Genomic DNA, 26437 nt, shown 5'->3' on the forward strand with positions numbered 1-26437 from the left:
CCGTCCAATAAGGCGGAAAGAGCCATTTTTTGTTTGTGGTGTTATCTGACGCTTCGAACAAGAGTCGAAAGGCACCTATAAGTTGATAAGAAAGATTTTTAATCCTCTGAAAATGTTTCCATTTATAGTATGATAAGACTATCGCTAGCTTCTTCAAACATGGCCTGTATTATCTCTGCGGCTATCGGGCAAAGGCCATATCGAATGATCACGAAGACCATCCTATAGATAAAGATAAGGAGATCCAAATATGACCGTAACTTCGATTATCGAACAAATCCGTATTATCGAATACGATCCCTCCTACGCTGCCGCAGTCGCTGATATGTGGAACCGCAGCAACGAAAGTTGGGGAGGTGGCACCAACCAGAGAACGGAGGATACCGTTCGCCGGGAGATGGAGACTTCGTCCAATCTTCATGTATTTCTCGCCGTTCATGAGAAAGAGGTTGTTGGCTTCTGCAGTTTTGCCCACTACCGCTATGACGAGAACGCCCTTTATGTACCGCTGTTGAATGTGCGCCCCGATTATCACGGCTACAAGGTCGGACGTAATCTGATCCTGAACGCCGTTCGCAAGACTGTGGAAGCGGGATGGCCTCGCCTGGATCTGTTCACATGGGCAGGTAACACCAAGGCTGTCCCGATGTATAAGAAATGCGGATTCTTCTGGGAGAAAAAAGATGATAACGTGCATCTCATGAACTTCATCCCGACCATCTTGCAGACGGAAGCACTTGCTCCTTATTTTGAGGAGCTGGATTGGTACGCAGACAGCACGCGTGAACTCGTCATTGAGCCGGATGGCCGACGGGAGCGTGGTTTCGATTTCTTTGATTATTCCTGGAAAAAGGGAGATATCTCCTTGCGAGCCGAATTCGAGAAGTCTGGTCGCGGGCTGACGGCTCTCGAAACACCAGATTACGAAATTTCCACAGAGATCGACGATCATGATCTCGTATTTGGTTCTACATACAAGGTTCGCTACCGGATCACGAACCGCTCAGCATCCGAGCTGAAGTTCGAGATCAAGGGCCAAGACAACAAAAATATTCGTTTTGCGCTGGACGTTGTAAGAGCGGTTGCTCCGGGAGAAACGGTAATCGTGCAGGGCGAATTCCACCTTGATCCGGTTCAAGAGGAGCAAAGTCAGAATAAGACCCATCCCGTTGTCACAAGCACATGGCTGATCAGTGGCAGAAAAGCCGAGTTTCGTATGGGCGTTGCCCCGAAATTCCCGGCCAAGATCAACACGGCTTTGCCCGTGAAAGAGCTCTATACAGGCATTCCTGCTGAGCTATACCTGAACGTGGAGAATAATTTTGATTCCGAAGCGGAGTTCACTTTTGACCTGCCGGAGGATGCATTTCTAGAATGGACAGAACCTTCGGTGCGCTTCACAGTTCCTGCAAAAGGCAAAGCATCTGTACCGGTAACCTTCATTTTGCGTTCGTATGGTCTCTATTCGAGAGAAGTTGAGGTAACGGCCGTTCCGACGGATAGACAGGCGGTCTCTTTCACAATCAAGCTGTCTGTTCTGATGAAAGGTACACAAGGACGTTACGGTGGGGAAAACGGAGATCAGTGGGTGGCCGTGAACGGTGCATTCTCCCTCCATATGAGCAAGCAAGAAAACAACATGTGGATTGAATACCCTGGCTCCGTCCACACGTTCTGGTGGACCTATCCGAAGCTCGGTAAGCCATTTGCAGAAGAGTTTTCCAAGAAACAAGCCAAGGAAGTGAACATCTATCCGGAGGGAGAAAATCAGGTTCTCGAAGCACTGTATGAATCGGAAGACTTTCCTGGTTTGGAGATCAAGTCCGTCGCCAAGCTGTCTGCTAATGGAATCGCTGAATTTCACCACGAGATTGGGAATACTCGCAGCGCAGAGCTGGAAGAAGATATGTTCTTGATGACGAACTTTGGTTTCTTCGGCAACCGACTTATTCTCCCGTACCAAGGCCGTTATGTAGATATGGGCGATGCGTACTCTGGCGATCCGAGCCACTGGGACAGCGCCCAAATTACAGAGAACTGGCTGTTCTGCAAGGAAGAGTACGGTGCTTGCGGTATCTATTGGGACCCTTCCCTGAAGCTGCTTCGTCCGGAACATACGCTGGGGTTACAGCATGAGCTTGGCCGGATTCCAGCAGGAGCCGTTGTGCAAACAAAGGCGACCGTATTTGCTCTGAATACCTTTGCCAAATGGCAGGATTTCCGGTCTTTCGCTCAAAAACGGCATAGCCCGGTTGTACCGAAGCTGGACAACCATCTTGAGCTGGCATTGGGTGGTGGCAATCCGTTTGCCCAGGATGTGCTGACAGCAGAACTGATTGAACGGAAGATGGTCCCGCTCGCTGGAAACCTGGAACTGTACGTGCAGAATGGTGGCACGCCAGAGCATTTAGCTGCTGATATGGAATTAAATCGAGAGCAGGATCTGCGCTCTGCTAAATTGCAGTTCTCCCCTGCGGAAAAGGATGAGACAGGAGAAAGCGAATTTGGCTGGAAGGTTCGGGCCGTATATCGAGGCGAGGATCGGATTCATGAACGTACAGCCCTCTGGTATCCGCAGACAGGAACAGCCGTTGATTGCGTGATTGAAGAAGGTCCAGCAGGTCCTGTGTACACGGTGAGCAACGGAGTTCTTTCGATGGCAGCTGCCCCTGGTTTCGGAAGTGTCGTGCATTCCTTGAAGTATCAGGGTCAAGAATGGCTGGACAGCACGTATCCGGAAGCAGCCCCGCGTTCCTGGTGGAATCCATGGTACGGTGGACTTGGTGTAGGTATCCCTGGTATGAACGGTTTCAGCCGTCAGATGGAACAAAGAAGCGCGGCTTGGACGGAGCAGAAGGATGAATTCGGTAACGTCTGGAAAGGAATTCAGATCACAACCCGCATCGAGAAGCATGAAGCGAATCGGGGAATCACAGTACAGCAGCATTACCTCATGCTGCCCGGTGTTCCTGTTCTCTGCGAGTTGCACTCGGTTACGAACGAAAGCGGATTGGCGCTGGATTACTCGCTAGCCGAGGAACATTTCTTCAAACCTTCGCCTGTCTTTGCTGATGGTTGGCTGGAACACCCCGAGCAAGGGCGATACCCACTTGGAAAGGTAGACGGATATCTTCAGTCCAAAGGTTTCTTGCGAATGGGAGCAGTTTCGCGTAAAGACATGCTGCATGCAGTGAATCGTTATCCTAATCAGAATGCTGCGGGGTTTGTGAACAATGTGGTGCTTGGTCACAATGTGTATCACAATCTGCCACTGCTGAACGGGGAAACGATCTGGACAGAGCCGACCTATCTGATTTTGGGGCAAACTCCTCTGAATTCAGAGGATGTACGTGGCCTTCTGCAGCTAGATTTTGCAACTTCAAAAGGTGAAAAGGAGGCTTAACATGCCGATTATTGATATTCACATTCATCTGTCGGACATCGACAGCTTTCATCGAACGGCGATAGATTTATCGAAAGTGGATTACTCTGCCGCTGGTCTCAAGGCGGAGTTTGATAAGAACGACGTGGTTCTTGGCATCGGAATGGGGGTTACGGAGCAGACGAAGGGAGCATTCCCGGATTCCAGTTCTCCCAATCCGATGGGACTTGATTTGGAAGAAACGGTTCCGTCATTCCTCATGGAATGCGTCGGCATTAATCCAAACCACCTTGGTGGTGATCACGCTCAGGCCGAGCTGGACCGGATTGAAGCACGATTGCAAGCTCCTGAGGTAGCCGGAATCAAACTATATGCGGGGTACTATCATCACTACGTGTATGACAAGATCTACACACCGGTCTATGAACTGGCAGCCAAGTATAACGTGCCTGTGGTCATTCATACGGGCGATACGTACTCCATGAATGGATTGCTCAAGTATGCACATCCGCTGACCGTGGACGAATTAGCCTTTCAACAGCGCGGCGTGAATTTTATGATCTGTCATTTGGGTGATCCTTGGGTGATGGATGCCGCTGAAGTCGTGGCGAAGAATCCGAACGTTTACGCAGATTTGTCAGGCCTTGTTGTCGGTGATCGGCCCCATTTTGAACGGTTTATGAACGAGCCCCTGTTCATGGATCATTTCCGCCGGGCGCTGGTCTATTCGGATCATTACGAGAAAATGCTGTTCGGAACCGACTGGCCGCTCGCGCCGATCGATCTGTATGCAGAATTCGTCCGTCGACTTGTGCCGGAGCAGCATCATGAGAAGGTATTCTACGAGAATGCTTTTGGTTTATTTCCACGCATTAAACAGCGAATTGCAGATCTAGGTTAAGCACCAGTTCATAATTTTGTGAAAAATGTAAGCCATGTAGGTCGTGGAAGCATACGATGTTCATGCTGAATCCCTATCATGTAAGCTCCTGTCACTTCTGGTGGCAGGAGCTTTTTTGTCCGGCAAAACAGTGAATACCTCTTATGCTTAACCTGGAATGAGGAGGGGTTTAGGAGAACAAAGGTTGAGTTACCATCTTCATATACTTTTTTAAATCGTCTTTTGCATATGAGTGTTGTTCCCATACCCTAAGGTTCCAACTCATATAGCGGATGCCAAGGTATCGGGATGCCAGGGAGAAATACTTTTCGAATTGATCTTGTGGAATATCGTATCCGTGGGAACTTAGGGCCTCCCGATAGATGTCTACTTGTCTCATATGGCTACAGCGTAGAGGAATATCGAAGAACAAGGAGCCGTATCTTGCTTCCTCCCAATCAATAAAATAGACATCCTCATTGTTATGTACCAGTACGTTTCCGGGATTCAGATCATTATGGATCATCGTATGCATATGTTCATCTCTGATCAGAACTTCAAGATCATCTACGATGTTACTGGCTACAGCTTCAATTTCCGATACGATCGGTAATCCAAATTCCGCAATGAATGCTGGGTTTTCTATGGCGGCGTTCCACGAAGGTCTCCAACGATTTTCCATCATATCGATGATATGATTCTGATCCACAGTGGGTATCCAAGGCATTTCTTTTTTTAACCCCATATTCGTTCCATGTATGTAAGCCAGCGCTCGTAATTCTTTATTCTGAAGCAGATCCATATCCAGATGTCTATAATCGGTTTGGTAGTCCACATCCTGAATGCAGATCAAGCTGCGATCTTCAGTATGAGGTTCATTGGATAGACTAAATGGCACATTCGCGCCTTGTGAAAATAATCTGGTCAATGCAGAGCGTTCTATGAACGTGGCCTTCTTCGTAATGAGAGAAATGTCCTTTTGCACTCCATTGACTAGGAATTCAATATGATGTCGAAGCAATTCCACGGCCTGAAGTCCCAATTGGATAGGGTTACTTTCCATGCTTAGGATGTGAGCATCCGAGGATACATACTGATTAATGGTTTGTTCTATTAATGCTTGCACTGTGATAGATTCCATACTTATCTGTTATCTCCTTCATGCCTATTAGTGGAGTAGCTTCCCAAGCTTCGCTGTAATTACAAATGGAACATTCACCTTGGTGAGCCACTCAACAAGGGGGTTCCTGTGTTTTCAGGAACCCTATTATGGATTTGATAGAAGCATAAAATTATTGATGAATCCTTCTTTTTGAAGAAATATGGCTTCCACTTGTTGCGTTTTCAAATCATAGAAATAAATTCCTCGTTCCTGATTCACGTTTGCTTTTGTATTTTCTCCGAGGAAATAGAAACCCTGCCCGTCTTTGGACAAAAACAATCCACTCCTCGCTTTAATGGGAAGATCAATTTCGTTTCTTTCTCCTGTTTTAATATTAACCATACTATATTTAATTGGATTCTTGTTGATATGTTTTGCAGTGGCAATAAGAATTTGGTCTCCCCTTGTTGATAAAGTTAAAATTTGTTCCTCCTCTAGTTCAATAACCTTGCGTGTCTGTTTAGAGATTGGATCTATCTCAATGATCGTATGGTTTGGAGGAACCATCGGTGTTTGCGTTTTATTGGACTGCTCCATATGAATATACTGCTCTTCTTCGGAATATTGGATGGCATAGGTTTTACTCGTTTCCGGGTTAAACGAAATATCCCATGTAGTTGTATCCAAATCATCGTCATTCAAGATGTTCATCTCTTGCGTTTTCTGATCAAAGAAAATGACTTTGACAGGACGCTCTCCCTTTTTAACAGCAGCCATAACCAAAGTATGATCAACGGTATCCGGAATAATTGAATTAATTGCAAATAAGTCTGAGCTTAATTGTTGAGTCTTTTGTGCCTGAATGTCATAGGAAAACAACTCGTCACCCTTATCTTTTCCAACTCCTGAATAATAGATGGTGTCATTTGCTAAGGAAGCTACAGTTAAGGGATATTGTGAGCTATAAGGTAAATCAGCTAGTTTAGTTAGAGCTTTCGTTTGGATGTCGTATGTGTATACTCTCATGATCATTCCATCTTCGGTATCTGTTCCATTAACATATTCCGTGTTTGTAATTGAAAGATATTCATGGGCTTCTTTTTCTGAGCTACATCCCGCAATGAAGAGAAGTAAAGTTATTACGACTGCAATAAATTGGTTGGCTAAAACCTTTCTTTTCATTATCTTTGCACCCTTTTCACTAAAAGAAACGATAGATGAATTCAAAGAGGATTATACCTTTATTTTACAAATGGAGTAAATGAAAAAAATATAATACTAGTTACATATAGTTCTATTTTTATATAGATGAATATGAGTTTAAAAAAAACATTTTCAGTGCAAACGTTTTTCCTGCTGAACAATTGATTGATATCTACCGATATAAAGTTAACCCATACAATATTGGACACAATCAAGGATGAAATGGAAGGTGGATTCATTTGGTATTCGCGAAGGCGAGAGAACGCATGATCAACATGTCGTTCAGAGTCAAATTGCCGCTAATGATCAGTTTACTGGTAACCCTCGTATTGGCGGTAACTGCGGTATTATCTTACACTGTAGCAGCAGTGATTACCCTAGACAAAAGCAAGGATGAGATTAAAGCAACCTCTGACCGGATTGGTGCGGGCTTGCTCACTTCACTAACGTTGGAAGAACAGTCTACGTTCCTGATTACAACACATGGCACATTTCAGGAATTGCTGGAGATTCGAAATAGCGAAGGACAGAATGATGATGTCTTTTTCTCGGAAAATAGTGAACTCGTGGATAAGTCCAATGGTATATTGGCGGACAGCCTCGCAGGGATGGAAGGCAACAGCAATATCATATTGCTGGACCGGAAAGGCATCGTCGTTGCAGCGAACGATCCTGAAGCCCTCGGGGGAGAACGTGCAGATCGTGCGTATTTTCAACAGGCGGTTCAAGGCCAGAATGTAATTAGTGAAGGGGTTATCTCTAAGTCACTGGGTACGCTGGGTACCGCTTTTGCAATGCCGATCTACAATGAAAACAAACAAGTGGAGGGCGTAATCGTATCTACCGCATCAACCTCGTTCTTCGTTGACCAGCTTCAGAACATCAACATTAATGAAGAGGGAAAAGTCATTATTCTGGACCGCGTAGGTACAGTGATGTTCAATTCGGCGGATGAGAAGATGGCGGGGCAGAAGCTTGAGTCTGGTGAATATCAGTCACTGATTAATCTGCCTTCTAACGAGCAGCTGCAACAAGGCGATATTAGCACAAAGGATAAAGTAATCTTTTATTCCAAAATTCCAAGATCGGATTGGACCATCATTGTTGAAGATAAACTAAGTGATGTGCAGAAGCCATTAGGGAAAATGGCGAAACAGATGTATATCGTCCTGTTCAGCGCAATTGCGGTGTCTGTCATCGCAGGAATACTGATCTCCTTACTGGTTACCAAACCCATTACAAGGCTAACAGTATTGTTCAGACAACTTGCAGACGGGGATCTGACGGTGCAGGCTAAGGGCAAATATAGCGGAGAATTCAAACAACTGGTGGACAGCTTTAACACGATGGCAGCGGGCAACCAACAGCTGATTTCCAGCATGAATCATTCCATCAGCGTACTGAAAACAAGTACAACCGAACTGGATCTGTCCACCCAGCAGACCTCGACCTCCATTGCCGAAACCACGACAACGGCGTTTGAAATTTCACGAGCCATGGAGTCTCAGGCCAATGATACGGAAGCGATCGTGGATAAGTTCATGAACGTGGGCAATAAAATTGCGAACGTTAATGAGATGTCGCAGTCAGTGAAGCTCAAGGCAGACGAGATTACGGATGCATTCAAGAACAACCATAAGGTCATTGATGCGTTAATTGCGGTGAACGGACAGAACGAGGCCGAAGTAGCCAACATTTCCAAAATCACAGTGCAGCTCGCTGAAAGTTCCTCCGGCATTCACCAAATTACAGGTACGATAACCGAAATTGCGAATCAGACGAAGCTGCTTGCACTCAATGCCTCCATTGAAGCCGCTAGGGCAGGCGAGCATGGGCGTGGCTTCGCCGTAGTTGCATCGGAGATCCGCAAACTGGCGGAGCAGACCACAGCCCAATCGGAGGATATCAGCCGGATTGTGATGCAGACGATTGATCATGTCGAGCAGAATAACCGGAGTGTACACGCCATTGAGGCGATTGCAGAGCAGCATAAGAGCAGTGTAGGCCAGACCAAGGAAACGTTCAATTTTGTCACCCAAAATATGAATGAAATGATGGACCAGGTTCAGGCCATTGCCTCTGAGATTGAATCCATTGAACGCGATAAGGATGACGTCATTGGAGCTGCACAGAACTTATCTGCTTCGGGTGAAGAAGTGTCCGCATCCGTGGAGGAAGTAACCGCGACGATGGAGGAACAGTCAGGTATGACCGAGCATCTGTCAGAGATGGTACAGACCATCGATGGATTGACCAAACAGCTTGCCGAAGCATCATCCCGGTTCAAAACAAAGTAAATAAGCGCATGAGGTCATTTGACGAGATCCGCTATGCTGCGATTGGTCCAAGAGATAACTTTCCAGTCGCACAACTGGTGCAGGCCATACAAAAACAAACAAACAAACCTCCCAGCCCGTTAAGTTTCAGGGGTTGGGAGGTTTTTTCGTAGGTCCATATTTTCCAACTTTTATCGTACGAACCAACTGAGCGGCTGCGGCGAAGTGTCTGCAGAATCCCGAAGATCATGGGCCTTGACATGATTACCGTAGATCATGGAATCACTGCTCAATCGGTAGGAAGGGAAACTGTTCTCTGATTGCAGGCGAAGGCAAGGTTCGAAATAGATCTGTTGCTGTTTGTTGATGAGGAAAGGAAGCGAATCGGATTCAATCCGAATGTCATCACTGTCCGGCTCGTTAACGATCAGAAGCACAGCAGTACCATCACATCCGCATCCATCGGTGTCATAAAACAGCTTGAAATAGCCCGGCCGATCTCCCAGCATCGCGTTAAGTCTTGATTCTGCCAGCGGACTGACCTGAATGATCATAACGTCGTTCACACTCCTCTAATCACCTTATGAATTCGCTTACAATCTAATATATGGAACAAAGGTGCGAAATAGAAGGGAAAGCAGGCTGAATCCGATGAAAATTACAACTTTGGTGGATCACCCAATCGATAAGTGATACTGGTGACTACCAATTCGGATTCGAGTGATACAGCGGTGACGTATGATTTGAGTCAGTTTACAAGTGTTGGATAGTCTGCTCAAGTACACCGGACCTCCTCTACGGAGAAGTTGCAGCAGTTGACCAACATCAACATTCAGAATAAAAAGTTTACAGCGACCGCCAAAGCGGGTTCGGTTACGACCTATGTCATATCCGGCGCGACGTATAATGGCAGCACAGGATATGAATCCGGGGCGATCTATAAGCTGATCAATCGGAACAGTGGTCATGCTTTGGATGTGAATGGAGCCTCTACTGCCGGGGGTGCAACGGTTATTATAAGATCCGTAACGTAGGCAGTGGTCTGCTGCTGGATGTGAATCAGAGCTCTACTCAAGGAGGAGCAGCCTTGATTCAGTGGCAGGATAACGGGGGCAACAATCAACAATGGTTACCGGTGGATGTCGGAGGATATCTTGTGCTCGTAAACCGCAATAGCGGCTTAACCGTTGATATCAACCAGAGTTCCACAACCGCAGGTGCCTCGACCATTCAATGGGCAGACAATGGTGGGGCCAATCAGCAATGGAGCTTGGTTAAAGTGAATTAGAAATGACTGTGCGGCCTGTTTATCTGGATTAGACTTGGTTAGTTGTACTCCTTTCTTGAAACATGGTGCGCTATACCACACAGCACGGTTCAAGAAAGAAGTTCACCCTGATATATGGCTACCAAATCGGGAAAGGGCAAATCGTCCAATATCCTGATCTGTATGCCCTGTTTGCACCAAGTCAGACAATATTTTGCCCACTGCACTTGCGAATTTGAAGCCATGACCGGAAAATCCACCTGCCAGCCATACATGGTTATGGGCAGGGTGACGGTCGATAATAAAATCTTCATCCGGTGTGAACTCGTATTTGCATACCGCACCACGTTTCAGCTTTCCCGATGCCAGAGGCATCCGAAGTTCAAGCAATCTCCGCAGATCACCCTCATCCGTTTCATCAGAGCCAAATGAAGCCAGTGTACCGCCTGGTGTCCACTCCTGCCCCGTATCGTGACGCCCAATCTTCAGACCCGAACCGCCAATGCTCGGAAATCCATAATATCCTCCTTCTTTTCCAGCCAGCGTAAAACCGGGAAAGTGATCCTCGGCGAACAATGCCTCCGGTGCATCGAACCATCCCACGGTTTTGCGTACAGCTCGAATGGGGAGGTTCACGAACGGTTTCAGCGTCTGAAACCATGCTCCGGCACTGAGAATGACCTGGTTCGCATAATACGTCTCACCAGCAGATGTGATGACTCCAACAGAATCTGCGCTGCACTCGATATGTTCAACACGTGTATGCGTTAAGAGAGTAGCACCCGATGCTTCGGCTGCCTGACGGAAGGCGAGCACGCAGCGTTCACTGAACAAATATCCTGCATCAGGCTCATACATTCCCTCATAATGTTCGGGGATTTCAATGCCTGGCCAGCGTTTCATGATTTCGGCTGCGCGCAAGGTTTCATACCGAATCTCCGCATCGTCAGCATGGGTTAAACGATTATGAAAAGAATGGATATCGGGGTCAACTATATTCAAGACGCCCGAAGGTACAAGCAATTTGGCCCCGGTAGTATCCTCCAGTTCTTCCCACAGTTCCTGAGCCAGAAGTGCCATCGCTATATAGTCAGGTCCCCCGCTATACACGTGGCGGATAAGCCGTGGTTCTCCGTGGTGGCTGCCTTCCGTATGCGGAGGATCAAAGGCATCAATTAGCAATGTTTTCAATCCACTGTGTGCAAGATAATAACCTGCACTCATGCCCATCGATCCGGCTCCAACGATAATGACATCATAGGAATGTGATATAACCATCCCTCCTTCCGCTTATTTTTCAGAGACCAATCTTATACAGGATAATCTAATCTTCAAATCTACGGCAGTCAATAGAACAGGTTATAGAGAAAGCCGATACGACAATAGAAAATTTTGATTAAGGATAAAGTTGTATGTATACCAAAATAGTGGTAGAGTTTTGAACTAAAAATTCCGACCTGATTAGTCGGTATTTCAGATCTCTGTATTCAGATGAAGAACAAGGAAGGTGAAGTCAACGTCAACGAATCCAACACAAACGTCTGGTTTTCCCAGTCAAACCTATGCCGAAATTGTACTTGAACCCGCCTATAACCAGGCCACACAGCATCTGCTGAATCCCATGATGGCCGTAAACAAAGCACATCTGATTATGCTCCGTGAACAACACATCATTTCGGAGCAAGAGGCGTGCCACATCGCTTCCGCTATACAGAGTCTGGATGTAAATGGGCTCCGAAGTAGCGAATATTCCTTCCACGTTGAAGATTTGTTCTACCAAGTCGAAGTTGAACTAGAGAAGCTTGGCGACCCTCTGTCGGGAATCTGCATTTAGCCAGAAGCAGAAACGATATGGGAATCGCCATTTATCGTATGGTGCTGAGGGAGAAGCTGAACTCAACGATTTCCTCAGGGTTGTCATTACACCGAAGCCTAAGAGAATTTGCATTACGTCATATCGATACCCTCATGATTGCTCACACGCACACCCAACAAGCCCAGCCGACAACACTTGCCCACTACATCTGTGCCGTTAGCGATTCCCTTGAACGGGATCTTAATCGATTGAGATCGGCCTATACAGGCTGCAATCGCTGCAGTCTTGGTGCGGCTGCTCTCACCACTTCTGGATTTCCAGTCTGTCGAGACCGGACCGCAGAACTGCTTGGCTTTGATGGCGTTATTGAGAATGCCTATGATGCCGTCAGCGGTGCAGATTATGCAGGTGAAGCCGCCTCTGTAGCCCAACTGGCAGCTATCAATCTGGGGCGTTTCGTTCAGGATCTGCTGTTATGGTGCACACAGGAATATGGTGCATTAATTGTAGCTGCCCCTTACGTTCAGGTTAGTTCCATCATGCCGCAAAAACGGAATCCGGTATCGATTGAACACGCCCGTTCACTCCTTTTAAGTGCCAAAGGGGATGCAGCAACTGCGCTTAACATGATGCATAACACGCCCTTTGGTGACATTGTAGATACCGAAGATGATATGCAGCCCTATGTATGGAGAAGTCTGAATACGCTTGAATCCGTATATCGCTTGCTGTCCGAAGTGATGGATACCCTTAAGGTCAATGTGTCATTGCTGCGGGAGCGGGCAGAACATAGCTTTGCCACGGTTACCGAACTTGCAGATACGTTGGTCCGCACAGAAGGATTATCGTTTCGACAAGCTCATTCCATCGTAAGCGGCATTGTAACACAGCTGACTGAATCCGGTACTTCCATTTCGGGATTGAACTGGGATGTTGTGAATACAGCGGTGCAGGAAATTGCCGCCAAACCGCTTGCCCTAACCTTTGAGCAATTAGAGCAAGCAATATCCCCTGAGCATTTTGTACACATTCGGCATGTGCGTGGTGGACCCAATTCGGAGGAAGTTGCGAGAGCATTGGAGGCCCAAGCATTACGTCTTAACGCACAGGAACAATGGAGTTTCGACACCGCCAATAAACTCCGTTCCGTAGATGCGAATCTGGATTTAATTCTAAACGGCTGGCTTAACAGATCTTAACGGAAGGAGCAAAATCAATGTTCGCCAATCCCGACTTTCGAGTTTTTGATATCCATGCCCATCTGCCTTATAAACTTTTGCTTTCCTCATATAAAAACCATGAATTGGTGACTCGATATGGCAAGGAACGCAGTGAACGAATGCGACTAACCTGGGATTTCCCAGCGGTGGAGGAGCGGGGAGAGGAAGCGGCGCGGCCGTTAATCGAACGGTGGGTAGATGAATTGGACAAATACAATATTGCCGGACTTAACTTTCTGACGGCTCTGGATAATGACAACTTGGCTGAACAAATATCCATATACCCGGATCGGTTTACCGGATTCGCCTATCATCCCATTGAAAATGAAGATGCATCCACCGAGCTGCGTCGAGCGGTCGATGAGCTCGGATTGCGAGGATATAAGTTGTTTGGTCCCCTCACCCAGATTCCCTTTGACTCCCCTTCGCTTGATCCGGTGTGGGCATTTCTTGCAGAGCGCCGCCTGCCTGTCCTGATTCATTTTGGCATGCTTGGTCATGCCGGAGGCATCGTTCATCATCCCAACATCAATCCGCTTGCCATCTTTAACACGGCCCGTGCCTATCCAGATATTCCATTCATCATCCCTCATTTTGGCGCAGGGTATTTCCAGGAGCTTCTGCATCTAAGTTGGAGCTGCCCTAATGTGTACATCGACACATCGGGTTCCAATCAGTGGGTACGTTGGATGCCATACGAGCTGAATTTGGAGATATTGTTTCGAAAAACCTACGAGCTGTTGGGTCCGGAGCGAATTATCTTTGGAACGGATGCGAGCGGCTTTCCGCGTGGTTATCCTTATCGTTATTTGCAGGATCAGGTGCGTGTATGCCGTGAACTTCGCTTCCCTGAAGCGGACATCGAACTCATCTTCGGAAATAACGCAAGACGTTTGTTGAAACTGCCTGTTGGCAAAGCCGTCGGTTCCACCAACGCGTAAGTCAGTCAATGAATTAAAGAAGTTATAACACTTTTGTTGGAAAAAGAGGGGAGAGTGGCTTCACTTGACGGAATCCGGTTATTTTTCATTCAGGCCAAGCAAGACCCTGCGATTTTTGATTGCAGGTTTACTCTTATTGAGCATTACAGCTTGTTCAACCAAGCCATCCGAAGAGTCCGGTTCGGCAGCTATTGCAGCTTCGGGTGATCAGACGGAGCCCATCACGATTGAGTACTGGCAGTACGAATTTCCAGCCAAGGTTGAACTGATCAATACCTTAATCCAGGAATTTGAGACTGAACATCCCAACATCAAAGTCAAACAAACCAATTTTCCGTACGACCAGTACAATCAAAAGGTAGCTACACTGGTTCCTGCCGGAAAAGGACCGGATGTCATCAATCTGTATTACGGCTGGCTGCCCAAATATGTGCAATCCGGTTATTTACAGCCGTTGCCTGAAAGCAGTTTTCCGGGCATCGCCGAGGCATTTTTCCCTTTTGTGGATACAGCGAAATTAAATGGAAGCTATTATGCTCTGCCTACAGGCGTGAGAACGCTGGGGTTATTTTATAACAAGGACTTGTTCACCAAGGCTGGACTTGATCCCGATAAACCGCCGACGACTTGGGAAGAGCTTGTTTCGGATGCCAAGGCATTAACGGAAACGGACAAAAATGGGCAGTTGGTGACAGAGGGTTTCGCGTGGGAACCGGGTTCCCAGCTTCATCACTGGTTCCGAGACGGATTGTTATATCAAGCGGGAGGCAAAGATACGAGCGAGGATCGTCGGAAAATCCTGTGGAATGATACCCCTGCAGGGCTTGAAGCATTCAAGTATCTGGTTGATTTTGCAACCGTGCATAAGGTAGGAATTAACGGCTTTTACACTGATGATGCCAATGCATTCAAAACGGGCCATGCCGCAATTAACGTGGATGGTTCATATCGATTGGGATCTATCAAAAAAGACGCTCCCGATTTGAATTTTGCTGTCGCACCGCTGCCCGGTTATAAAGGAAAATCCACACAGGCTTCATTCTGGGCCAATGCGATTCCAGCCAATGTTACCGGAGAGAAGTTGGAAGCAGCTACGGCCTTTTTACAGTTTTTGATCAGCAAGGGTGTTCAGGAACAATGGGTGGAGAAGGTCGGTGAACTTCCCGCACAGAAAGAAGTGGCTCTTCAGGATAAGTATGTGAATGACCCGCTGCTTGGTCCGTTCATCTCCCAACTAAACGATGCCAACGCCCATTTCTTCATTGATGAAACGCAGGAGCGAACATTGTTTGTTAATGCTGTGGATGAGGTACTGCTTAATCATGTGCCGGAAGAGCAGGCTTTCAATGATCTGGTGAGCAAAACCCAGAAGCTCTATGACGACTACTGGACGAAACAGGATAAGAAAAAATAAGTTCTCATTCAAGGAGGCTGCGCTGCTATGAGGACTACCGGGGTGATCCCTTCGCGGCCGAAACGGCGTTTATGGTTCAGATCGGGAATTGGAAGACTCAATTACAGACATAAACAGCGGGTATTCATTTATGGCGGTTTGTTGATTCCGCTGCTCTATTTTGTAGTCATCCGCATCTTACCAATTCTGTATTCCTTTAACGTGAGCTTTCGCGAATGGGGCATGCTGTCACCGGATAAACCCTTTGTGGGCTTTGATAATTATGCGACGTTGCTAAGTGACTCTCTATTTCTCAAATCGCTGGTGAACACAGGAATCTATGTCGTTGTTGGTGTACCTGCACAGTTGATTGCCGGATTAATCGTGGCTCTTCTTCTCCAGCAAGTGGTGAAGCTGCGCGGATTATTCAGGACAGCCTACTTTATTCCGTATGTAACCAGTGTAGTGGCGGTAAGCTGGATATTCCGGTGGCTGCTGATGAAGAACGGGATTGTAAATGCTCTATTTATTGAGTTGGGCCTTGGTCCGCAATCTTTCCTGTATTCGCCCTCACAGGCCATCTTCTGGATTATTGCGGTGATGGTATGGCAGAATATCGGATTTCAGATGCTCATTTTCCTGGCGGGTCTACAAAACATCCCCAAATTGTATTATGAAGCGGCTGCGATAGACGGAGCCACGGGTTGGCAGCGCTTTGTGCATATTACGATCCCTCTGTTGAACCCAGTCATGCTTCTATCTGTCGTCATGGCAAGCATCGGGTTTCTGCAATCCTTCACTCAGGTGCTGAATATGACTGGCGGCGGACCGTTGGACTCCACCATATCTGTCGTGCTTCATATATACAATCTGGCTTTCAAAAGTTTTGATATGGGCTTGGCCTCGGCAGCGACTGTTATTCTGTTTGCCATCATATTCATGCTGACACTGATTCAGCTTAAAGTGCTGGGCAGCCGTTTTCAACAGGAGTAAAAGGAAAGGACGGTGCTCTTCAAGCATGAGCAGATCTGCCGCATTGGCTGATACCCGAACGACACTCCGCTGGAAACGTTCCGGGTCACTGATCAGTTATGTTTTACTTACACTCGGACTTGGTTTGATGGTGTTTCCGTTTCTATGGATGATATCGACGTCGTTCAAGACGCTGGATGAAATCTACTCTCTGAGCCTTATCCCTTCCATGTTCACATGGGACAATTATGCGGCTATTTTTCAGGGAACCCCATTTCCCCGTTGGATGTTGAACAGCCTATATGTGGCCGTCATTGCCACCGTGAGCGTCTGCGTATTTGATTCCATTACGGGATATATTCTCGCCAAATTTTCGTTCTGGGGGAAACAGGTTATCTTTGTACTCATTCTGAGTACATTAATGGTGCCGACTGAAATGCTAATTATTCCATGGTATCTTGTATCCAGCAGTTTTAACGGCATGGATACCTACTGGGGGATTCTGTTTCCGGGTTTAATATCCGGGTTTGGCATTTTTCTGATGAAGCAATTCATGGAATCCCTTCCTTCGGAATTATTGGACGCAGCACGAATTGATGGCATGGGAGAATGGGGCATTTTCCTTCGGATCGCTGTTCCGCTGGTTAGGCCAGCGTTTGCCACCCTCTGTATTCTGACATTCCTGGGCAGTTGGAATTCATTCATCTGGCCGCTCATTATTACGCAGAGTGAAGAGATGTTTACGATTCCGGTTGGGATGGCTTTCTTCTCCAGCGAGGCCAAGGACAGCAGCAACTGGGTGCAGATTATGACTGGAGCAACACTTTCGGTTCTGCCATTGATCGTTCTCTTTCTGTGCTTTCAGAAGCAGATCATTCGTGGCATTGCTACAACAGGTCTCAAATAACATTAAAGCGTCGGACATGTTTTATAGAAAAACAGAACAGAACACTACAATACAAACAAAGCCGGTTACCCCGTCAAGGGGGCCGGTTTGTTCTATTACATAAAAATGAAAAAGCCTTGTATGCAATGAAGCGGTGCATTTTCCATATGGAAATGGGTGATTCGTCCATGGAAGGCCGGACCGACCTTGGATATAATCGGAGATTAAAGCCGTAGCAACCAGGAGGAATACTTCATTGAAACAAGTGATGAGACATGACGGAACAGAACCGGAGGTAACTTTGCCGGGAACAGCTTTTTACCACATACGTGCAGAACAGACCGAAAGAGAGTACGAGATCAGAGTTTGGGTGCCGGAGAGCGCCCCGCCAGCATCCGGATATCCCGTGATCTATCTGCTGGATGCCAATGCGGTGTTTGGTACGATGGTTGAGGCCATGCGTATACAATCTTTACGCCCGGAGAAGACCGGGGTTGTTCCGGCAGTTATTGTTGGCGTGGGGTATAAAGCCCGGGAAGCCTTTCCACCGGACAGGCACTATGATTTTATGATGCCGGTTCCCGAAGGGGAATTACCCCGGAGACCGGATGGAGCAACTTGGCCGGAGCATGGCGGCGCTGAAGGATTCACCCTGTTTATCGAGGAACAACTGAAGCCGGACATTGAACGACGCTATGCCATTGATCGGAGCAGACAATCCGTTGTGGGGCACTCGCTGGGCGGCTTATTTGTTTTGCAGTTGTTACTGGAACGTCCGGGAACATACCGAAATTACATTGCAGGTAGTCCGTCTCTTCATTGGAACTCGGCCTGGATCGCCCGGCAGCAAGAGACGTTTGCTTCCCGTATGCTGGATAATCGTATGGAAATTCACGTTTTACTTGCAGCAGGAGAACTGGAGGGGAGTCATCCCAGCGGGGTGATTGAACGTTCCCGAGCATTTAGCGAATGGTTGAACCATGCCGATGCAATTGGAGTCCGTGCTGATTTTATCTGTTTCGAAGATGAAGGTCACATCTCTGTATTGCCTGTGTTGATCAGCAGGGCACTGCGATTTGCATCCAGAGATTGAACGGGTTGAGCACCATCATGAAAGAACTAGTAGATGCGGGGGCCTCCGAAAATTTGATATACTGAAGATAGTTATTGAGAATGGTTATCAAATGGAGGCCTATAAATAGATGATTTCCCCTAACTTATACCCTAATCAAGAGGTGGATTCCACGTATGCACTCGACAGATTGACTATAAAATTGCGTGACATGGAGAAAATGAAATCCACTTCAGACTGGAACATTCCCCAGCAGCATACCTCGTCTTATGTGCTTGTCATGGTCACAGGTGGTGAAGCCTTACTGACACTGGATCGGGGGTCTATCCATATCCATGCACAAGGAGTATATTCCTGTGTACCCGAATCCACTTTTGGACTGACTTCTTTCGGAGATGAAGGAGCCGAAGTAACGATCATGCGGTTTGACCTTTATCAAGAGCTGCATGATGATCCTGACACCTTGCATGTGGTTAAAGATACCCTGATGTTCAGATCTGGCAAGGAGCTGGCAGTGTCACCCACTGTTCAGCTCTCATTTATGTGTGAAGAAATACACAACCTGTGGCATAGTGGCAGGGCCATGGGGCAATTTCAGGCACATGTGCAGTTTCTCCAATTGCTCGCAAGCCTTACAGAAGCATCACCTCCGCTCAAGGAAGATTCCCAAATGATGATCCAGCGTACCAAAGATTATATCGATGAGCATTCCAATGAGAATCTAACCGTGGAATATCTGGCAGGCATGGCCGGGCTGAGTCCGAAATATTATGTGGACCTGTTCAAGCGAAGATATGGAATGAGTACAACTGATTATATTTCTTCACTCCGCATTAACCGGGCAAAACAACTGATGGCCGGTACTGAAATGCGTCTGCGGGATATTGCTCATCAGGTTGGATATCAGGACGAATTTTACTTCAGTCGCAAATTTAAAAAAGCGATGGGAATATCCCCTTCGGTATATATGAACAGCCGCCGCCGTAAAATCGCCGCTTATCACATTGCGATTACAGGACATTTGCTGGCCCTGAACATGATTCCCTATGCGGCACCGCTGCACCCGAAATGGACATCGTATTATTATCGAATGTATGGCAAGGACATCCCTGTACATCTTAGTGCCTATCGGATTGACATGGAATGGCAATCCAAAATTCAGGCTCTGCAGGAGCATCAGCCCGACCTGATTATCAGTTACGACCACTTGCGACCTGAGGAGAAAGCACAGCTTGAAGGTATTGCGCCGGTTCATTACCTCACGGTTTCCGATCACAACTGGCGATCACAGCTTCAGATTCTGGCTGAACATCTGGGGACACAGCAGGATGCCAAGAGTTGGCTGGAAACTTATGATCATAAGGCGGAACAGGTCAAAACGATGATGCAGCAAAAGCTTGGCAACGAGAAGGTAGTCGTTGTCCGTTTGTTAAAACATCAGTTTACACGTTATTGTTCACCTTCCATGTTGGAAGTGTTATATGGAGATTTGGCAGTCAAACCAGCCCATATCAGTGAAGAAGGGGAAATATATAACGAGCCGATTACGCTGGAACAGCTGGATGAAATGCAGACCGATTGGATATTTCTGATGGTATGTCAGGAGAGTGAGACGTTATCCTTCTGGGAGGATGTGCAGAAAACCTCCTTATGGCAAAATATAAAATCCGTTCAGAATAACCGGTTGTTCATCATCCCGGCTGATCCCTGGCTTGAGAACTCGCCCCTCGCCAATGAGCGCATCCTGGACGATCTGATGGATCGCTATCGGTGAAAAATCCATAGAGATTCAGGACAGAGTCCATGGTTCTGTCCGTCATTCTTGTTTATCATTCAATAATGATTATTATTCTCAATTACAATAATCGAAATTGAAGGGGGATCACCAGAGATGAAAAAGAAATTGGGGTTATGGTTGGTAATGATATGTATGCTCGCAGTATTGGGAGCGTGCGGTAATAAAGAGGACGCGTCAGGGAATGCGGAGAATTCAGCTTCGACCGGAACCGAGGCGTCGACCAATGAAACGGATACAGCTGAGGCAGCTGAAGGCACACGAACCATTAAATACTTAGATAAAGAGTACACAGTCCCAACAGAAGTTAACCGTATTGTTATTACTGGTTCCATGGAAGCGATGGAGGATGCGCTGGTTCTTGATGTACATCCGGTAGGGGCTATTACTTTTGGCGGCGAATTCCCGGAGATGTATGCTTCTATCACGGATCAAGCTGAGTCCATTGGGCAGAAGATTGAGCCTAACTTTGAGACCATTTTGTCCCTGAAACCGGATATTATCTTGGGTTCTACCAAGTTTAAGCCTGAAGTGGCTGAGCAGTTAAGCAAAATTGCGCCATTTATTCAGGTGTCTCATATTGCTACGGATTGGGAGTCGAACCTGAATCTGCTGGCTGAGCTGACAGGCAAGCAGGAACAGGCCAAACAGGAAATTGAACAGTATAAGGCTGCTCTGACTACTGCCCAGGCTGAATTAGGAGACAAACTGGAAAACAAAAAAGTACTGGCAGTGCGTATTCGTAACGGACAAATGTATGTGTATCCTGAGTCTGTCTTTGTGAATCCGATTCTGTATGGAGACCTTGGATTCCAGGTTCCGGCCGAGATTCAGGCAGCCAAAGCACAGGAAGCACTTTCGGTGGAGAAGTTTGCAGAGATGAACCCGGATTATGTGTTTGTACAATTTGAGACATCCGAGAACTCTGACACCCCGAATGCCCTGACAGATCTGCAGAACAACCCGATTATCCAGAAGACAACTGCGCTGAAGGAAAATCATGCTTTTGTTAATGTCATTGATCCATTGGCTGAAGGTGGTCCAGCCTGGAGTCGTATTGAATTCCTGAAAGCAGCAGTTGAGCAGTTATCCAAATAATTAGAGCAAGGCGTGTATACTCCTATGCAAAAAAGAAGATTGAATCCGGTGGTGCTGTTCGCAGCAGCACCTCTGTTCATTGCAGTTACCATTTTGGCGTCCGTCATGTACGGAGCCAAAAGCATTGACGTTTCGACCATAACGGCAGCCATTTTCCATTTTGACACAGACAGCATCGATCACCAGATCATTGTGTCATCCCGGCTCCCGCGTGTTATTGGTGCTCTATTAATCGGGGCTTTTCTGGCGGTGTCAGGTGCGCTCATGCAGGGGATGACAAGAAACTATCTTGCATCCCCTTCCATTATGGGGGTATCCGATGGATCGGTAGTGGTCATCACCTTATGTATGGTATTTATGCCTAATACGTCATCTCTTGGTCTGATATTTTACTCTTTGGCGGGATCGGCACTTGGAGCAGGACTGGTATTTTTCATAGCCTGGTTACTGCCAGGCGGCATGTCGCCTGTTCGGCTTGCCATTCTGGGCACGATTATTGGTACATTCCTCGGTGGTGTATCTCAGGCAGTGGCTACCTATTATCAGGTGTCTCAAACGATCAGTTTCTGGTATAACGCCAGATTGCATCAGATGGACCCGGGCATGATCAAGCTGATTATTCCATTTGCTGTGGTGGGACTGGCGTTAGCCATCATTCTTTCCAAGTCTATTACCATTCTGTCGATGGGCGATGATGTGGCAACAAGCCTGGGGCAGCGTACCGGATGGGTTAAGGCTTTATCGATACTGAGTGTAGTTATCCTGACTGGAATATCTGTGGCTTTGGCGGGCAAAATCGCTTTTGTCGGTTTGTTGGTTCCGCATATTACCCGATTTCTCTTCGGGGTAGATTACCGCTGGATTATTCCGTGCTCCGCTCTGCTGGGCGGGTTCTTTTTGGCCTGGTGTGACATCTTGAGTCGTTTCATTAACTCTCCGTTTGAAACACCAATTGGAGTCGTCACCGCATTATTTGGCGTTCCCTTCTTCCTTTATCTGATCAAAACCAAAGGAGGGGGAAAACATGCCTGAACCGCAGCGGGGAAGATTATGGGCCGTCATTTTCATAAGTTCAATAATCATTGCAACAGCCGTTTATATCAGTTTGACTAACGGTGCGTTTGACATATCGGTGATGGATGTCGTCAAAACGTTATTGCGGCTGGACCCTGTCCATGAGCATGATCTCGTTATTTTTGATTTCAGGCTGCCGCGTATTGTCATTGCATTACTACTTGGCCTGGGACTCGGGATTGCCGGAGCTGTTATTCAGGGCATCGCGCGCAATCCGCTGGCTGACCCCGGCATGCTGGGTATTAACGCAGGTGCCGGAACAGCAATGGTGCTCTTTATGCTTCTGTTTCACGGGTCCATAACGGGTACAGGATGGTTGTCCATTATGGCGATGCCGCTGTTTGGCCTGGTAGGTGGATTAACGGCAGTTATTCTCATCTTGTGGTTTGCACAGGAGCGTGGTCAGTTGGATTCCCAAAGGCTTATTCTGGTCGGGATTGCCATCGGTTCAGGTTTTAGTGCAATTACGCTTTATCTTTCCCTAAAGATGAACCCGTCCGATTTTGAGATGGCTACCGTCTGGCTGACAGGCAGCATTTATAATGCCAACTGGCGATACATATCGGCGATGATTCCATGGCTGGTTCTGCTGATTCCTTTGCTTTGGGCCAAATCCCGTGTGCTGGATGTAATGCAGCTGCAGGAGGCAAGCAGCATGGGACTCGGTGTGGATGTTCATCGGGAGAGAAAGATATTGTTGCTGGGCAGCGTGGGACTCGTCAGTGCCTGCGTTGCGGTATCCGGGAGTATCGGATTTGTTGGATTAATCGCTCCTCATATTGCACGGCGGCTGGTGGGGCTTCACCATAAACGGGTCATTCCGATATCCGGGTTGGTTGGCATGGCAATGGTTGTTGTAGGTGATTTGATTGGCAAAACGGTATTTGCCCCGGCTGAACTGCCTGTGGGCATCGTTATCTCCATTATTGGAGTTCCTTATTTCATCTTTTTACTGCTCAAAAACCGGATGTAACAAGCCAGATTTGAAACAGGAGGGAAGGGTTCCATACATGAGTAAATGGGTACAGGAGTCGGTTAATGGCTGGACGCTCCATCTGCTGCTTCCGCCATCTTACACAAAGGGAGATCGTCATTACCCGGTCGTTTATATTCAGGATGGAGGTGCGGTAGCCAAAGCCTGCAGCAATCTGCTGGATCATTCTTTTCGCTCCGGAAAACTGCCTGAATTGATTTTGGTCGGTATTGAACCTCATAATCGCAACGATGACTACACGCCATGGCCTGTATCAGCGCTGCATGCATCCTTTTCGGCCTTTGGCGGTCAGGGAAGCATATATCTGAAGGCGATAACTGAGCAGCTAAAACCGTATGTGGACTCGTCTTACCGTACTCTTGCAGATTCAGAGAATACAGGTATACTTGGCTGTTCGCTCGGTGGGCTGATCTCTCTGTTTGCGGCGATGGAATTCCCTCATATCTTTGGAAAGGTTGGGGCGTTATCGGCCTCTATGTGGTATGAAGGATTCCTCGATTATATGAGTGACTATTCCTGGGCTGAACGCCGCGGGTTGAAGTTGTATATGTACGTTGGGAGTCTGGAAGGTGTGTACAAGGCTAATGCCCAAGCACAAATGCTGGAAAATACACGTTCTGCGTGTCGCATGATTTTGGCCCAGGGCTATCCTGCCGAGCGGCTGAATTACGTGGAGGAAGAGGGCGGGACGCATGATCTTTTGTTTTTTGCCAAGCATCTGCCCGAAGCATTAACCTGGTTGTTTCAGTGAGCATAGGGCTTAGGCAGCGCTCATTCTGTTTGGATATCGTCACACCTCAGCTTGTCCTTCCGAATTCGCCCATGCTATATTGGGGAGATGTGAGGAGATGAGGATATGAAGCTGGTGTCCTGGAATGTAAATGGATTGCGGGCATGTGTTACCAAAGGATTCATGGATTATTATAACGAGAGTCAGGCCGATATTTTCTGTGTGCAGGAGACCAAGCTGCAGGCAGGACAGATCGAAATGGATCTGGGAGAAGACATATATCAATACTGGAATTATGCTGTCAAAAAAGGATACTCCGGCACAGCCGTATTTACCCGGATCAAGCCGCTATCTGTCTGGTATGGGATCGAGGAAGATAACGAACCGGAAGGCCGAATGATTACGCTGGAGTTTGATCATTTCTATCTAATCAACGTATATACCCCCAATGCGAAGCGGGATCTGACCAGACTTCCTTACCGTTTGGAATGGGAGGATCGGTTCAGAGGGTACGTGCTGCAATTGGAGCAGACCAAGCCGGTTATCGTATGTGGTGACCTGAATGTAGCCCATCAGGAGATCGACCTGAAGAATCCGAAGCCGAATCTGGGCAACTCGGGATTCACGCTGGAAGAGCGAGGCAAGATGACCGACCTGCTGGCTGCCGGATATGTGGATAGCTTCCGCCATTTGTACCCGGATCGAACGGATGTGTACAGTTGGTGGTCGTACATGCCCAAGGTAAGAGAGCGTAATGTTGGATGGCGGATCGATTATTTTCTGGTGTCCAATCAGCTGGCTCCGAAGGTGTCAGAGGCGCATATTGATTGCCATGTCATGGGCAGTGATCATTGCCCGGTGGGCCTCACGTTGCAAATGTAGAGTGCAGAGGGTGTATTTGCCTTTTTACAAAATGAATATCATCCAAACCGCAGGTTTCCGTTATCGGGAATTTGCGGTTATTTTACGTTGTCTATATGAGTATCTTCCCTTTGGTACAGGTCTCAATGGTATTTTTCATCCTGCGGGTAGGGGGTGGAACTAGACTTAGGTTGGGGAAAGAACTGGACCCGGGATCGTTCCGTTTCCATCCGTACTTGGGTAAGATTGAAGAATACATATAGAAGATGATTCGGGTAAGGGGTAGAGAACGATGAAGAAGGGGTTACGGAGAGGTTTGAAGGGGCTGGGTGGCCTGATGCTGGCAACAGGACTTCTGCTGCTGGCAGGAACCGCGTACGAGGCGTATCAGTCGACACAGGACATGAAATCTTATACTGCACCAGGCAAGATGTATGAGGTGAGCGGACGTAACATGCATCTCTATACAACGGGAAGAGGAAATGCGACAGTTGTTCTCGCTTCAGGCTGGGGTACGCCCAATCCATATGTTGATTTCAGCCCGCTATATAACAAGTTGAAATCCCAGGTGAAAATTGCGGTGTATGATCGGTTCGGTTACGGGTATAGCGATTATATGGATCGGCCACGTGATATCGATACCATTACGGAGGAGATCCATCAATTGCTGCGAGTATCCGGCCAACGTCCGCCATATATCATGGTAGGTCATTCTCTCGGATCGCTGGAGACCGTGCGATTCGCACAAATGTACCCCGATGAGGTAGCTGGCATGGTCATGATTGATGGAGGAAGTCCCGAATATTACAGCACTGTGGCTATGGAGCAATCGGATTGGTATTTCGATTCAGCCCGTCTTCTGGTGAAAACAGGAATTGTGCGTACATTGCTGCATTCGGATCGGATAACGGAATCTTTGGTCGTTAACCCGGATCTCGTTACGGAGTCAATGAGAAAGGCAGCAACCATATCCACACTCAAGCATGCTTACAATGACAACGTGATTGGAGAGATGCGTAACTCCAAGAAGAACGCAGCCCATATCCTGGAGCATAAAAAGGAATTCTCCTTCCCGTTAACCATTCTGACGGCCGGTTCAGAGAAACCAAGCGAAGGCAGCCGGGCATGGCAGGCAGATCAAGCCGATTTTGCTTCATGGTCCAGTCAAGGAACACAGGTCACTGTGGCACACGCCAAACACGATATTCATAACAGTCAGCCGGATATTGTCGCTAGTGAAATTTTGGAGTTGGTGAAGCGGTCCGGTGAACTATGAAGAACATAATCCAGCCAAAATATAGCAAACAGGATGAGGAGGTAGGATGGATGAAAAAGATCAGAACCGCATCAAGATTCCTTTCCTTACTCCTGGCAAGTTGTCTGTTGTCTCTAACGGTGTTGTCTGTTTCCGTCTTGTTTGCTACTTCTTCCGTGGATGCCATACCTTTTATCCATTCGGTTGGACGTGAGTAGAA

The 26437-nt window shown here is 47.3% G+C and carries 22 protein-coding genes and 1 pseudogene; 19 read left to right on the plus strand and 4 right to left on the minus strand.

Annotated features, from left to right (window positions below):
• Positions 1–250 precede the first annotated feature (250 nt).
• A complete protein-coding gene (locus G3352_RS27985; protein WP_163761354.1) occupies positions 251–3403 on the plus strand; it encodes a GNAT family N-acetyltransferase in 3153 nt (1050 codons plus the stop codon).
• A gap of 1 nt (position 3404) precedes the next feature.
• Positions 3405–4283 carry an amidohydrolase family protein gene (locus G3352_RS27990; RefSeq protein WP_163761355.1) on the plus strand — a complete coding sequence of 293 codons (879 nt, stop codon included), beginning with the start codon at positions 3405–3407 and terminating at the stop codon, positions 4281–4283.
• Positions 4284–4452: 169 nt separating this feature from the next.
• On the opposite strand, the gene G3352_RS27995 is transcribed toward G3352_RS27990, so the two are convergent.
• Together G3352_RS27995 and G3352_RS31330 are read right to left on the minus strand one after the other, a co-directional pair.
• Positions 4453–5403, minus strand: coding sequence for a phosphotransferase (locus tag G3352_RS27995; protein ID WP_163761356.1), 951 nt, complete (start codon positions 5401–5403; stop codon positions 4453–4455).
• 126 nt (positions 5404–5529) lie between these two features.
• Positions 5530–6546: a hypothetical protein gene (locus G3352_RS31330; RefSeq protein ID WP_240343266.1), complete on the minus strand. Its 1017-nt coding sequence runs from the start codon at positions 6544–6546 to the stop codon at positions 5530–5532.
• A 260-nt stretch (positions 6547–6806) separates the two neighbouring features.
• On the opposite strand from G3352_RS31330, the gene G3352_RS28005 reads away from it, so the two are divergent.
• Positions 6807–8864 carry a methyl-accepting chemotaxis protein gene (locus G3352_RS28005; RefSeq protein ID WP_163761357.1) on the plus strand — a complete coding sequence of 686 codons (2058 nt, stop codon included), beginning with the start codon at positions 6807–6809 and terminating at the stop codon, positions 8862–8864.
• A gap of 170 nt (positions 8865–9034) precedes the next feature.
• Here G3352_RS28005 and G3352_RS28010 read toward each other — a convergent pair whose 3' ends face one another.
• Positions 9035–9409 (minus strand): iron-sulfur cluster biosynthesis family protein, encoded by a 375-nt coding sequence (locus G3352_RS28010; RefSeq protein ID WP_257219502.1) that lies wholly within the window; start codon positions 9407–9409, stop codon positions 9035–9037.
• A gap of 249 nt (positions 9410–9658) precedes the next feature.
• On the opposite strand from G3352_RS28010, the gene G3352_RS28015 reads away from it, so the two are divergent.
• Together G3352_RS28015 and G3352_RS28020 are read left to right on the plus strand one after the other, a co-directional pair.
• Positions 9659–9877, plus strand: coding sequence for an RICIN domain-containing protein (locus tag G3352_RS28015; RefSeq protein WP_163761358.1), 219 nt, complete (start codon positions 9659–9661; stop codon positions 9875–9877).
• 8 nt (positions 9878–9885) lie between these two features.
• A complete protein-coding gene (locus tag G3352_RS28020) occupies positions 9886–10131 on the plus strand; it encodes an RICIN domain-containing protein (protein WP_240343272.1) in 246 nt (81 codons plus the stop codon).
• 102 nt (positions 10132–10233) lie between these two features.
• Here the strand turns inward: G3352_RS28020 and solA are convergent, their stop codons facing one another.
• Positions 10234–11388, minus strand: coding sequence for an N-methyl-L-tryptophan oxidase (gene solA, locus G3352_RS28025; RefSeq protein ID WP_163761360.1), 1155 nt, complete (start codon positions 11386–11388; stop codon positions 10234–10236).
• Positions 11389–11617: 229 nt separating this feature from the next.
• Here solA and argH point away from each other — a divergent pair.
• The 14 genes and pseudogenes from argH (at position 11618) to G3352_RS28095 (ending at position 26435) form a co-directional block, all read left to right on the plus strand.
• A pseudogene (gene argH, locus G3352_RS28030) lies at positions 11618–13125 on the plus strand (argininosuccinate lyase).
• Positions 13126–13142: 17 nt separating this feature from the next.
• Positions 13143–14087 (plus strand): amidohydrolase family protein, encoded by a 945-nt coding sequence (locus tag G3352_RS28035; RefSeq protein ID WP_163761361.1) that lies wholly within the window; start codon positions 13143–13145, stop codon positions 14085–14087.
• A 64-nt stretch (positions 14088–14151) separates the two neighbouring features.
• Positions 14152–15501 (plus strand): extracellular solute-binding protein, encoded by a 1350-nt coding sequence (locus G3352_RS28040; protein WP_163761362.1) that lies wholly within the window; start codon positions 14152–14154, stop codon positions 15499–15501.
• A gap of 27 nt (positions 15502–15528) precedes the next feature.
• Positions 15529–16473, plus strand: a complete 945-nt coding sequence (locus G3352_RS28045; protein WP_163761363.1) for a carbohydrate ABC transporter permease — start codon at positions 15529–15531, stop codon at positions 16471–16473.
• A gap of 25 nt (positions 16474–16498) precedes the next feature.
• Complete coding sequence (locus tag G3352_RS28050) at positions 16499–17359, plus strand: carbohydrate ABC transporter permease (protein WP_163761364.1); 861 nt, start codon at positions 16499–16501, stop codon at positions 17357–17359.
• A 247-nt stretch (positions 17360–17606) separates the two neighbouring features.
• Complete coding sequence (locus G3352_RS28055; protein WP_163761439.1) at positions 17607–18431, plus strand: alpha/beta hydrolase-fold protein; 825 nt, start codon at positions 17607–17609, stop codon at positions 18429–18431.
• A gap of 109 nt (positions 18432–18540) precedes the next feature.
• Positions 18541–20184, plus strand: a complete 1644-nt coding sequence (locus G3352_RS28060; protein ID WP_163761365.1) for an AraC family transcriptional regulator — start codon at positions 18541–18543, stop codon at positions 20182–20184.
• Between the two features lie 117 nt (positions 20185–20301).
• Positions 20302–21303: an ABC transporter substrate-binding protein gene (locus G3352_RS28065; protein WP_076287920.1), complete on the plus strand. Its 1002-nt coding sequence runs from the start codon at positions 20302–20304 to the stop codon at positions 21301–21303.
• 24 nt (positions 21304–21327) lie between these two features.
• Positions 21328–22335: a FecCD family ABC transporter permease gene (locus G3352_RS28070; RefSeq protein WP_064636053.1), complete on the plus strand. Its 1008-nt coding sequence runs from the start codon at positions 21328–21330 to the stop codon at positions 22333–22335.
• Entirely contained in the window at positions 22328–23350 is a 1023-nt protein-coding gene (locus G3352_RS28075; RefSeq protein WP_163761366.1) for a FecCD family ABC transporter permease, read from the plus strand. The genes G3352_RS28070 and G3352_RS28075 overlap by 8 nt, the downstream gene beginning before the upstream one ends.
• Before the next feature lie 37 nt (positions 23351–23387).
• Positions 23388–24122 (plus strand): alpha/beta hydrolase, encoded by a 735-nt coding sequence (locus tag G3352_RS28080; RefSeq protein WP_163761367.1) that lies wholly within the window; start codon positions 23388–23390, stop codon positions 24120–24122.
• Between the two features lie 105 nt (positions 24123–24227).
• Positions 24228–24983 (plus strand): exodeoxyribonuclease III, encoded by a 756-nt coding sequence (locus G3352_RS28085; protein WP_163761368.1) that lies wholly within the window; start codon positions 24228–24230, stop codon positions 24981–24983.
• 271 nt (positions 24984–25254) lie between these two features.
• Positions 25255–26238, plus strand: coding sequence for an alpha/beta fold hydrolase (locus tag G3352_RS28090; protein WP_163761369.1), 984 nt, complete (start codon positions 25255–25257; stop codon positions 26236–26238).
• Positions 26239–26288: 50 nt separating this feature from the next.
• The gene (locus G3352_RS28095) at positions 26289–26435 is read left to right on the plus strand and encodes a hypothetical protein (protein ID WP_163761370.1); all 147 of its coding nucleotides are present in this window, start codon (positions 26289–26291) and stop codon (positions 26433–26435) included.
• The last annotated feature ends 2 nt before the right edge of the window (positions 26436–26437 follow it).

It is taken from the genome of Paenibacillus sp. ALJ109b (assembly GCF_010747435.1).
Classification (GTDB): domain Bacteria; phylum Bacillota; class Bacilli; order Paenibacillales; family Paenibacillaceae; genus Paenibacillus; species Paenibacillus taichungensis.